The organism is Paenibacillus sp. TSA_86.1 (assembly GCF_052691815.1).
Genome location: NZ_JBQZGE010000015.1, coordinates 137332 through 149158, shown reverse-complemented (window position 1 = coordinate 149158; position 11827 = coordinate 137332). Strand labels below are relative to the sequence as shown.

Sequence of the window (11827 nt, the reverse complement as noted above, 5' to 3'; positions counted from 1 at the left end):
TCTCATTTGTGCTCTAGTTGATCCAAGCCAAGGCTTGTCTCATACTTTCGCGTTCATTCTGCAAGCAGAATGTTTACTCACTCGTTGTTCAGTTTTCAAAGATCAAACACGATTTGTTTACTTCTTTTTTGTCTCAACCAAGTTTCGGCGGCGACTTGAATAATGTAACACATTTCGTTTGTTTTCGTCAAGAACATTTTTTAATTTCTTTTATTAAGACCCTTGTTCTTCACTTTCCCTCAAGTAAATTCATCATCTACTGACAATTTGCTCAATTGGGGAACGAAATATAATGTATCATATTTCCCGGACCGGAGTCAACACCAAACATATAAATTATTAAACAAACAAAAAAGGAAGGTTTCCCCTCCTTTATACACCACTTCACATATCTGATGGACGAAATAACTCAAGTCTCAATCCAATAGCGAATTTCCCGGCCTTCTCCCTCCAGAGAAGGCCATCCGGCTGATTCTTTTACAATAGAACGAAACACAAGTTTACGAAGAACCAGAGGCAAGTCCTTGCGCACAAACCTTAATTGAGGATGATGGACAAGTTCATTCATACTCCAAGGTTCTTTACGACTTCTTATCACACGTAGCAGAAGTTCCGAGCATTCTCCCATTTTAGACATGACGGAAAACTCACAGGCAAGCAAGACAAGCTCAACACGCTGTTCCAAAGTCTCGGAACTTACTGTTAGCTCCTGATATAGTTTCCACAACGCACGATCCAGTTGCTGTACATGAGTCCAGACAGCATGATCAGGGTAGATGCCCTGCTCAATAAGTACAATTCTCGCCCAGTTCCCCAGAGCCTTCAAAGCATCATAATAAGCATCGACAACATGCCCCTGCTGGATATGGCGCTTGGCTTCCACGTACATTCTTAGAAAACTGGTGAACTCATGAAACAGTTTTTGCTCACGCAACTCATTTCCGAATGAAGATAGTTCTTCCCGCAAGTTACTAATCGAATTGTCTGTTTCCCAGATAATCTCCCCTTCAATCAGGCATTGCATAAGATCATCATGTTCTCCCGTAACTGCAGTAATCTGCAAATCAGACCGACTGGCATAGATCAACTGATAACGAAGATCACCGTATCTGTAATGTTCGACTGTTGATATGGATTGATCTGTGTTGTGTACGATCAGTACCAGCAAGTCAAAATCCTGAATCAGGGAGCCGTGGAATCGCTCTCCCGGGTGGGAATAAGCGATAGCCCCAACTGCCCCCTTCTCTTCCGACTGCTCGGACAAAAAAGCAAGGTTCTTTAATTCCACGATTCCCTCCATACAATTTATACAATTCATGGCAGTCTAGCGCCAAGTCAGTTATAATGTAATTCTACACGAAGTACAACGTTTCCTTCTTTTTCAGGTCCAATACTACTCATACGATAGGAGCATTTTTCATGATTTTTAAATCAGCTAAAATTAATGCTTTTCGCACTTGGGGATTACTATTAACCATGTTAGGCATGGGCCTAATGATACTGGGGACAGCCGGAATAGTGTTCTGGGGACATGCCGGAAAGGTCATCGCAGCTGTTGGTCTTGTCATTGGCCTTGTTGCCATGCTCGGCAGTCTAATCATTTATTTCTGGGCAGGCATGCTCTCAACCAGTGCTGTACAGGTTGATTGCCCGGAATGCGGCAAATTAACTAAAATGTTGGGTAAGACAGACCGCTGTATGTTCTGCCATACGATTCTTACAATGGATCCGAACAAAGCCAATACGATCAGTCCACCATTGGATACACCTACTCCACCCGCCACATCTTCGAAGTAACTTCGCAGCCACTCTGGAATCTCGACCTTGTTAACTCGCTTTCTGAATATGTATTTGACACATTAAAAAGCCCCGGTACCTTTACCGGGGCTTTTGCTATATTACTCTATTACAAACTATAACAATGATGAGTTCCAAATCATTTAGAGTAACCCGCTTGCTTGAGTGTTTCCCATGCCGAAGCATTAGCAAAACTTCGGTTCCATGCAGCCACTCCGCCAAGTTTCAACGAAGAAATAAGATCTACCCGTGCTTGCAGGGAAACTGCATCTTCGATCCAGATTTTTTTGACTGCACCATCTTCCTTATACTCCACATAGTTCTGCCCACTTGCTTGATCCAGAACAGGTTTAAGTTTCTTCTCCTTAATCAACTCCTGTACGGTGTTCATACCTACAGCTTTGGAGGATACTTTAATCTCGCCCTGTTCGTTCGCTTTTTCAGTCCAAATCCGTGTGTATAGAGGAACGGCCATAATCAGCTTGTCCGAAGGCACCTCATCTTCTTCCAGTATGCGGCGCATCGAAGACTTCGTCCACGGGAGTGAGGCTACCGAGCCAGCTTTTGGACTGGCTGCCCAGTGCTCGTCATACGCCATAACCACAATATAATCGGCAAACGCTCCTAATCCGCGACGATCTAAAAACGCAGACCACATTTCACTATTTGATTTTGGCGTAACATCCACCGATAACATTAATCCATGAATGCGGGCCATCGCTTTCATTTCACGTACAAATTGAGTTACATTCACTCCATCTTCGGTATGCACATTCTCAAAATCGACATTAATGCCGTCCAGCTGGAACGTTCTCGCGTACTCCAGCATCTGCTCGATGATGTGTGTACGCTTGGCGTAGGTAGAGAGTGCCACCTTGGTGATCTTCGGATCAAAACTGTTATCCATCAGGCCCCAGACTTCCATCCCTGAGCGATGAGCCCAGTTCACATAGGATTGATTTCCTTTGCTTTTCACCGTTCCACTGCCGTCCGTAATATGGAACCATGTTGGGCTCACCACATTAACGCCAGGCATTTTCCCGATGGAGCTTACATCTGGCTGACGATTATAGACAGCTTCCCAGACCAAGTTGACCGGTTTGTTCTTCCACTTTTTCTCCGCAGCAGTAGGTGTAAACTTCGGAAGGTCCAGCGTCTTTTTCTCACCCAGAACGAGATGATCATTATCTACATAACCGGCATAACCATTATCCATCTGCACAAAACTCTGATCTTTTCCCGTCTGCCACACACTTACTCTTGTGTTCTTCTGCATATCAGTTAGAATGGGCGACGATTCCTCGCTTCGCTTGTATAACGGAACGGTCTGATCTTCTTTGGATGACAAGGTATCAATCGCAGCGTATTGTATCGTATCTCCACCGCGCATCAAAATAACTGCTCCTGTTGTAGGGTTTTCCTGCACGGTCAGTCCATATACCTCTTTCAGCGGCTGAAGAGGAATATACGCCTCATTCGCTTTAACCTCAGGCTTTACCTTCATCGGATAATTCTGATGATTTAATTCTGCCTTGGTACTGCCCTCTTTCATATGAAGCACTCGCTGCGGTGAAGCAATAATAATATCTCCGGAATCAGGTTCGTAGCGTATGCCCGGATCAATGGTTTCTTGCAGTACCTTTACGGGCAATTTAAGCTGCGCACCTGTACCGGAAGCTTCCTCATCCATCAGCTGCCCATCTACAAAAATAGGCTGATTTCTCCCGAGCCAATCCGGATCTTCATGAACCTTGTTTAACCACACACTGGTTATAAGCCAATAGGCACCACCAGCCACCAGACAAGCTCCGAGTAATCCCGGCCAAAATGAACGTCGTTTACGACGTGTAAATTTACTTTTTCTACCCAAACGAGTACCTCCGTTAATTCCAAAGATGATGTTGAACATATGCATAAATAAAAAACGTGAAGAATCCATACCGAATTCCACACGTTAATATTGTAAATCATCTCTATTGATCCCTGCAACTTTTGCACACACCATATACTTCCAATCGGTGGCCATGTACTTCAAATCCCGTGCTTGACTCTGCCTGAAGCTCCACACTCTTCAACGAAGGATAGCTGAAGTCTTCAATTTTGCCGCATTGGTCACATATTACATGATAGTGATCCGTCACATTAGCATCAAAACGACTTGAATTATCTCCGTAGGTCAGTTCCCGAACCATACCGGCTTCCAGAAACATTTTAAGATTGTTATATACGGTCGCCACGCTCATACTCGGAAACTGGGGTTCAAGCGCCCGGTAGATCTCATCGGCTGTCGGATGCCCCATCGATTCCATCAAATAGTTTAATATGGCATGACGCTGGGGTGTAATACGGACACCGGTCGTTTTAAGCTGCTCCAACGCATGTTGGACACGTGTTGCCATAAAGCCCACCGCCTTACCTTTCATTCTCTGTGTGAGAAAAAGGGAATCCTTCACCCTCTATACAGAGTGTTGTTTGCCGGCTGTTCACAACGACAAATGCTCGTGCGCGTCATGTAACCTTGCCAGTGTATATTTATTGTACGGCGATTGCAAGTTTGTTGTCAACGCGACGATGCGGGAGCTTCCGTGGGTTCCTGCTGGGAATTTTGGCCTTCATTCGTCGTCTGCTGCCCATTCCCATTCGTTTCTTCAGCACCTGTGGATAGGCTTTGCGGTAAAGGATCCTCAGGATTACGATGCACCGTCAGATCACTGTTCCCTTCAATTTTGATCCTGTACTCTCCTTCACCAAGCTGTCCTTCAATCGTTTTGTTTTTTACGTTAAAGGGCATATCTGTCCGCAAATCACCGTAACTGCTGGAACCCGTCAGACTGTAATCCCCGCGCTCGGGGATCATTACGTTAATCGCTCCAACGGCACTGTACACATCCCAATCTCCGCCAACCTTGGTGGAGACAATATGAATACTACCATTGAGGGACTGGGCTTTAACGGCCAAATTGGCACTGTCCAGTGTAATATTTCCATTCCGGGTTTCGGCTGTATACTCACCAATAGAGTCTGTAATGCTGACATTTCCTACTTGCGTTGTCAAATCTACATCCCCCGAAACCCCGCGCGCTTTCATATCCCCGCGATTACTGTCCAGATCCACATTGCCTATAGCGTTAGCTACGATCACGTCACCATTCAGCGTTTTCCCTGTAATATCGCCGACCGCATTCGTAATTCGAATTCGCCCATTACCTGTCTCGGCAAAAATAGTCTTGATGGCTTCAGGACGGTTTAACAAAATTGCCCCATTCGATGTGCGGATATCCAGATTGAAGCGGCGGTCGTCTGGAATAGTGATCGTCATATTCATGCGTGGCTGCATTTTTTCATTTTCACCATATGCTTTACCTGTTGCTTTGATATGAATGACTTTATCTCCTTCCGCTTCTACGAAAGAGGCCGCTGCTACTGCCTTGGCCTGCACATCAGACGCTTGATCTACCCAGACAACAGTATTCACTTTAACCTCATCCGTATCTCCACGCTGGAGCGTTATATCTCCATTTACACCTTCAACCACGATATCCGAAGTATCCATACGGACAGGAACTCCGATCGTGACCTTATCTTCCTTATAACCGGCAGCCTGACTATAGTCCATTGAAGCTGCTCCCAGATTAAGACTGACTCGGTTCCACAGATGCATGTAGTGATCCTGTTCCGTCACAATAAATACAGAAGCAGTTAAAATCAAAGATGCCAAAATGCCTTTGGCATCCGGTTTAAAACGAGCTTTTTGGCGATCATCTGACGGGGTTAAACGATCTGAATCTCGTTTACCTCTCCCGCGTGTCCACAGGAACAACAAGATCCATTCTACACCCAGAGCCACAAGCAAAAACGGCCACCAATCCACGAATTCGTAGAGGTAGTCTGTCCCCCACTGTTTATCCATAATGAGCAGTACACCAACCGCAGCTATTAGAGCAGCAGCCGTATAACGTCCAACCCGGATTTTACGGTTCATCCTTTTCCCTCCTTCCGTCCGTATCCGTTCTCTATGTTTTCTTCTTACGCAGCATAACCCAGAATTCCCGGCCAAACAGTACTAAACCGCCTGCGATCATCAAAATGGCAAAAGAATATCCACCGTACATAGCAATCAACTCTTGAAACCAGCGTGGTTTACGGAAGAAGAGTACCATCAGTGAACCTCCAACAATTAATAGAAGTCCGAATGAAATACCCCGCTCCCACACCATCATTCGATCCCGTTCAGAACGTTCGCCAATTAGCAGCTTGTCCATATTCCCTTGCATTACAGCTCGGCGTCTGCGCAGCATAACCCAATCCGCCGATTGCAACACATCATATACGTTGTAAAAGTAAATTACCGGAATACAAAGAGCCAGCAAGATCAGTAGAGGCACATTAATCTGTATGCCAATGGACGAAAAGTATAACAGAGCGGATAAATCAAGCAATACAAGCAATATAAAAGTTAAACCGCGCATGTACAGACGCAAATAGATATGTCCCAAACCCGGAATGATGGCACTTAACAACCCGGCAATAAATTTGTGTGTTTTATTCCGTACTCTCTTGGGCTTTCTGGTCTTTCTTGTTCTTGCGAGGTGTGTATGTGCCTTCTTCATAACATGCTCCTTTCTGTAAGAAATAGCCGATAGCCTCGTTTATGCATTTGGTTAGATAGTACCCTAAAGCGTCCGAAGAGTAACTGGAAGTAAAATGGATATTAAGAAAAACCCTCCGCTATTCCTGCGCACGGAGGGTGTAGAATTCTTTTATTCAATAGATACTCTGGTCATATGTTCCCACTGCCTTAACTTGGAGACAATCTGTATCGTTTTTAAGTCATGCGGCACTTGGACGTGCAGCACGATTTCTATTTTCCGCTCAACGGATACGACTTCTGCAAAAGCCAAATCCGGCTCATTCACCGTAACTTTACGAATTCTGATCTTTTCCTGCTCCATAAAAGAGGAGACTTTCTCTAATATCGCTGGTTCGGATAAGGTGTGGAGGGTAATGACATGCAATTTGTTCCCGCGCAAGTACCTGAGCTCTAATTTGTTAAATACCCAAAGATTCAAGAGTACCAGCACGGTGGAGACGATGGAGGCAAAAAAGAACCCCGCACCCGCGGCAAGACCAATCGCCGCAACGACCCAGATTGACGCTGCAGTCGTGAGTCCTGTAATGGACTTCCCTGTAAAAAGTATCGTTCCCGCACCCAAAAACCCGACACCGGTAATAACCGCTGTAGCGAGACGCGCCGGATCAATCCGTACGTTTAATTCATGTGCAAAATCTTTAAAACCATAAATAGACAGCATCATAATTAGTGCCGATCCCAGACATACCAGAATATGAGTGCGAAGTCCGGCAGCATGATTGGATCTCTCACGTTCCAAGCCAACAAGCCCACCAAGCAGCATCGCCAGCAATAAACGAAGCAAAATATGCCATTCATCAATGAACCAAGGATTGCTCAATATCGTAGTTCCCCCTCTAAGTTGTTCACATGCTTAAAGCTTATTCTTATGAAATGTTGTTAATTCCACTCCAGGTGCAATCTGCGCAGCTTCCACTGGCTTAAATCCGAACTTCATATATAGATTCACCGCAGCAGTATTAAGTGTTCCGGTGGAAACGATGTACCGAGGCAGGTTGGGATGTTCTTCAAAAACATGCTCCATTAGCGATGCAGCAATTCCTTTGCGGAAATGGTTAGGATGTACCATCATACGTGTGATAGTTAATGTGTCTCTTTCTTCTGCAATCACGGCAACCGCACCAAGTAACTCTCCATCCTGTTCGTCCACACATCCATAAAATGTTTCTCCGCAGTTCTGCAATGTCTCGATTGTGTCAAGCAAAGGTGGAATGTCTTGAAATCCGATGATTTTTGCTTCCAGCCGGTAAGCCATATGCTGCAGCCTCCACAACTGGGTTAACATGTCTTCATCACGCAATGACAACGATTGAATTCTCATCGTTAAGTAGCTCCCTCGTATCAGGCTAAATAAACCGTTAAACCGAAATAACACGGCGCGTCAGGGTATTTCATAACAAAAAAGAGGCTGTCACAGGGACCAGCCTCTTTCTGTCCGGCCTCACCGGAAGGATTAGCGGTTCAGTACATCTGTAAGCAGTTGGTTGGCGAGGGCTGGATTCGCCTTGCCTTTACTTTCTTTCATGACCTGACCTACGAGGAAACCAATTGCTTTTTGTTTACCGGCCTTATAATCCTCAACCGATTGCGGGTTGTTCGCAACGACCTGCTCGACAATGGCAAGAATGGCTCCTTCGTCACTGATTTGCACAAGTCCTTTTTCTTCAACGATCTGCTGCGGAAGCTTGCCGCTCTCCAGCATTTCCTTGAATACGGTTTTAGCGATTTTGCTGTTAATAGTGCCTTTTTCCAGCAATCCAATCATCTCGCCGAGCCCTTGCCCCGTCAGCGGAACTTGTGTTACCTCAAGGTTGTTGGTATTAAGATAACCTAACAAATCTCCCATAATCCAGTTGGAGACGGATTTAGCATCCTGCGTATATTTCAGACTATCTTCGAACAAATCTGCGATCGCTTTGGAGGAAGTGATGACCTCCGCATCATAACTTGGCAGACTGTAATCTGCAGTATAGCGGGCTTTACGCTGATCCGGCAACTCAGGAATGGAAGCTCTGATACGTTCCTTCCACTCGTTATCAATATGCAATTTCACAAGATCCGGATCCGGGAAGTAACGATAGTCATGCGCTTGCTCTTTGCCACGCATCGACAAGGTTTTGCCCTGAGCCTCATCCCAGCGGCGTGTCTCCTGAACAACTTCGCCGCCGTCGTCAAGAATTTCAGCCTGACGATACTGCTCATACTCCAGGCCGCGCTGTACACCACGGAAGGAGTTCATATTTTTGAGCTCCGCCCGGATGCCCAGCTTCTCCTGACCATGTGGACGTAAGCTGATGTTAGCGTCACAACGAAGGGATCCCTCTTCCATCTTCACATCAGAAACATCACAGTACTGCATGATCGCACGTAATTTTTCCAAATACGCACGCGCTTCTTCCGGAGAAGAAATTTCCGGCTCGGAAACAATCTCCACGAGCGGAGTTCCGACACGGTTAAAGTCGACAAGGGAGGCGTAACCACCATCGACATGTGTGAGCTTACCTGCATCTTCTTCTAAATGCAGACGTGTAATACCGATCCTTTTCGTCTCGCCGTTCACTTCGATATCGATCCAGCCATTCTCACCAATCGGCTGATCAAATTGTGAGATCTGATACGCTTTAGGTGAATCGGGGTAGAAATAGTTTTTACGGTCAAACTTGCTGACATCAGCGATTGTGCAGTTGAGAGCCATTGCAGCTTTCATTGCATAGTCAACTGCCTGACGATTCAATACTGGCAGTACACCCGGGTGACCGAGACAGACCGGGCAGGTGTGTGTATTGGGCGGAGCTCCAAAAGCGGTGGAGCAGCCACAGAAAATTTTGGAGTTCGTATGTAACTCCACATGGACTTCAAGTCCAACGACCGTTTCGTATTTAGATGCGGACATTTCTTATTACCTCCGTTCCGGGCAGTCTACAGCTGCGGACGCTGCTTGTGGAATGCTGTATTTTGTTCATACGCATGCGCTACACGCAATACGGTTGTTTCATCAAAAGCTTTACCGATAATCTGCAAACCAACAGGCAAACCATCTGCGAATCCGCAAGGAATGCTGACCGCAGGAACACCCGCCAAGCTGACTGGAATCGTCAGGATGTCGTTCAGATACATCGTAAGTGGATTGTCAACTTGAGACCCCATCTTAAATGCTGTTGTAGGTGCAGTAGGTCCAATAATCACATCATACTTGGCAAATACATCATCGAAGTCCTGTTTGATCAATGTACGTACTTTTTGAGCTTTCAAATAATACGCATCATAGTAACCGGAGCTGAGTGCATAGGTTCCAAGCATAATACGCCGTTTTACTTCTGGACCAAAGCCCTGACTTCTGGACTGGTGGTACAGATCCAGCAAATTCTCCGGATTGTCTGCACGCACACCATAACGTACACCGTCGAAACGAGCCAGATTGGATGAAGCTTCAGAAGAAGCAAGCAGATAATAGGTAGCTACTGCATATTCGGTATGCGGCAAAGAAACCTCTTCCCACGTCGCTCCAAGACCCTCCAGTACGTTGAGTGCAGCCAAAACAGTTTCTTTGACTTGCGGGTCAACACCTTCACCGATGTATTCCTTCGGTACGGCTATGCGCAGACCTTTCACATCCCCCGTCAGTCCGCTCAAATAATCGGGGATATCCACCTTGGCAGATGTCGAATCTTTGGCATCATAGCCGGCAATGGCTTGCAGCACATAAGCAGAATCTTCTACATTTTTGGTCAAAGGTCCGATCTGGTCGAGTGATGACGCAAATGCCACCAAACCAAAACGGGAAACCAGTCCGTACGTTGGCTTCAATCCAACAACTCCGCAATAGGAAGCAGGCTGCCTGATGGAACCGCCCGTGTCTGATCCAAGTGTGAAGTACGCCTCTCCCGCGGCAACGGCCGCTGCAGAACCACCTGAAGATCCGCCCGGAACACGATCAAGTGCCCATGGATTATGCACAGGAGAGAAACTGGAATTCTCGTTGGAACCGCCCATGGCGAACTCATCCATGTTAAGTTTACCGAGGGTTACGGTGTCGGCCGTTTTCAGCTTTTCGACAACTGTTGCATCATACACCGGGTCGAAATTACGCAGGAACTGACTTCCACAGGTGGTACGCAGGCCGTTCGTCACGATGTTATCTTTAATCCCAACAGGCAAACCGAATAGCAAACCTTTCTCCTCACCACTGACAAGTCGGTCATCAAGCTGACGAGCGCGTGCGCGTGCATTCTCCTCGTCCAGTGTTAGATAAGCCTTCACCTTGTCATCATGTGCACCGATATTCTGATACGCCTGATCGACCAGATCACTGACCGATAGTTCTTTGGCATGCAGCTTGTTATGTAGCTCAGGCAACGATTGTTCAAATAAACTCACAGTGCTTGTCCTCCTTCCAATTATCCGTTATTCCATGACAGCAGGTACTTTGAACTGCCCGTCTTCTTCATCTGGTGCGTTGTGCATCACCTGTTCAATGGACAGGCTTTCCTTGGTTTCATCTTCACGCATCACGTTGCTGACATGCAAAACGTGTGTTGTTGGCTCAATGTGGTCTGTGTCCAGCTCGTTCAGCTTCTCTGCATATTTTAAGATCGCGTTCAGCTGACCTGTCAGCGTCTGTTCTTCTTCAGCAGTCAGATTAAGCCGGGCCAGCTTGGCCACATGCTGAACGTCATTATTCGAAATACTCATTACCGGATGCCTCCTTCATTCGTTCTGTGCTTGAGATAACCCTGCAAACGAAGCATTCGTTTAACGGGCTAAAGTCCCAAGATAACTTTTCTAATTATAGGTGAGATAGTTCGACAATTCAATGTAAAAGCAAAAAAGGAGCCGGCATCAGCCGACTCCTGAACAATCTAATTCTTAAATCCATGCACGCAGATTAACCTGCTTTATAAAATCCGCCTGGGACATGACATCATTCGCGGTTTCTTCTTCCTCTTCCACAGCTTGAGGCTCACCGTTCATCAGATGATGAAACAGCTTCTCATTATGTGTTGCAAGGGCGTAATCTATCAACGCTTCTCGCTCGACCCGCTCAGCTTCCTGCTTCAGCAGAATCTCTTCCAGATCGACGTCGCCGGATGGAACAAAAAAGTTCCGATTAACCAACGGCACACGAAGCACGTAATCGAACGCATTGTCCGGATTCCGGTCATAAGCGATGATATATCCAAATTCCCCTACAGGAAGATTCTGCTCAAACGCATCCGCGACGATGACAACCTTCTCTCCTAATCGCAGCATCGTCTAACCTCCTGGTAGTCTATCATTCATATTTATTTGTATAGTCTACTAGAAAAGAATAACGATGTCTAGGAATACTAGAATTAAACAACATATTTGTGCAAAATCTTTTTGAAGATCTCTGCAAGG

12 protein-coding genes are annotated in these 11827 nt (G+C 46.1%); 1 reads left to right on the top strand and 11 read right to left on the bottom strand.

Going from position 1 to position 11827, the window contains the following annotated elements; genetic code table 11:
- Window positions 1-409: 409 nt before the first annotated feature.
- Window positions 410-1288 carry a nucleotidyltransferase-like protein gene (locus ACUTVW_RS22685; protein ID WP_445647834.1) on the bottom strand — a complete coding sequence of 293 codons (879 nt, stop codon included), beginning with the start codon at window positions 1286-1288 and terminating at the stop codon, window positions 410-412.
- Window positions 1289-1419: 131 nt separating this feature from the next.
- Here ACUTVW_RS22685 and ACUTVW_RS22680 point away from each other — a divergent pair, with 131 nt between their 5' ends.
- Entirely contained in the window at window positions 1420-1797 is a 378-nt protein-coding gene (locus tag ACUTVW_RS22680) for a DUF2614 family zinc ribbon-containing protein (RefSeq protein ID WP_445647833.1), read from the top strand.
- Window positions 1798-1936: 139 nt separating this feature from the next.
- Here the strand turns inward: ACUTVW_RS22680 and ACUTVW_RS22675 are convergent, their stop codons facing one another.
- The 10 genes from ACUTVW_RS22675 to ACUTVW_RS22630 all read right to left on the bottom strand — a co-directional run bounded on the left by ACUTVW_RS22675 (window position 1937) and on the right by ACUTVW_RS22630 (window position 11698).
- A complete protein-coding gene (locus ACUTVW_RS22675) occupies window positions 1937-3667 on the bottom strand; it encodes a glycosyl hydrolase family 18 protein (protein ID WP_445647832.1) in 1731 nt (576 codons plus the stop codon).
- A 103-nt stretch (window positions 3668-3770) separates the two neighbouring features.
- On the bottom strand, window positions 3771-4196 hold the full coding sequence (gene perR / locus ACUTVW_RS22670; protein ID WP_445647831.1) for a peroxide-responsive transcriptional repressor PerR: 426 nt from the start codon (window positions 4194-4196) through the stop codon (window positions 3771-3773).
- A 161-nt stretch (window positions 4197-4357) separates the two neighbouring features.
- A complete protein-coding gene (locus ACUTVW_RS22665) occupies window positions 4358-5779 on the bottom strand; it encodes a DUF4097 family beta strand repeat-containing protein (RefSeq protein WP_445647830.1) in 1422 nt (473 codons plus the stop codon).
- Window positions 5780-5810: 31 nt separating this feature from the next.
- Window positions 5811-6407 (bottom strand): hypothetical protein, encoded by a 597-nt coding sequence (locus tag ACUTVW_RS22660; protein WP_445647829.1) that lies wholly within the window; start codon window positions 6405-6407, stop codon window positions 5811-5813.
- A 150-nt stretch (window positions 6408-6557) separates the two neighbouring features.
- The gene (locus tag ACUTVW_RS22655) at window positions 6558-7268 is read right to left on the bottom strand and encodes an MgtC/SapB family protein (protein WP_445647828.1); all 711 of its coding nucleotides are present in this window, start codon (window positions 7266-7268) and stop codon (window positions 6558-6560) included.
- Window positions 7269-7301: 33 nt separating this feature from the next.
- Window positions 7302-7769 (bottom strand): GNAT family N-acetyltransferase, encoded by a 468-nt coding sequence (locus tag ACUTVW_RS22650; RefSeq protein ID WP_445647827.1) that lies wholly within the window; start codon window positions 7767-7769, stop codon window positions 7302-7304.
- A gap of 132 nt (window positions 7770-7901) precedes the next feature.
- A complete protein-coding gene (gene gatB, locus ACUTVW_RS22645) occupies window positions 7902-9341 on the bottom strand; it encodes an Asp-tRNA(Asn)/Glu-tRNA(Gln) amidotransferase subunit GatB (RefSeq protein ID WP_434749442.1) in 1440 nt (479 codons plus the stop codon).
- A gap of 26 nt (window positions 9342-9367) precedes the next feature.
- Window positions 9368-10825, bottom strand: a complete 1458-nt coding sequence (gatA, locus tag ACUTVW_RS22640; protein ID WP_445647826.1) for an Asp-tRNA(Asn)/Glu-tRNA(Gln) amidotransferase subunit GatA — start codon at window positions 10823-10825, stop codon at window positions 9368-9370.
- A gap of 27 nt (window positions 10826-10852) precedes the next feature.
- Window positions 10853-11140, bottom strand: coding sequence for an Asp-tRNA(Asn)/Glu-tRNA(Gln) amidotransferase subunit GatC (gene gatC, locus ACUTVW_RS22635; RefSeq protein WP_434749440.1), 288 nt, complete (start codon window positions 11138-11140; stop codon window positions 10853-10855).
- 174 nt (window positions 11141-11314) lie between these two features.
- Window positions 11315-11698 carry an ATPase gene (locus ACUTVW_RS22630; protein ID WP_445647825.1) on the bottom strand — a complete coding sequence of 128 codons (384 nt, stop codon included), beginning with the start codon at window positions 11696-11698 and terminating at the stop codon, window positions 11315-11317.
- Window positions 11699-11827: the final 129 nt, after the last annotated feature.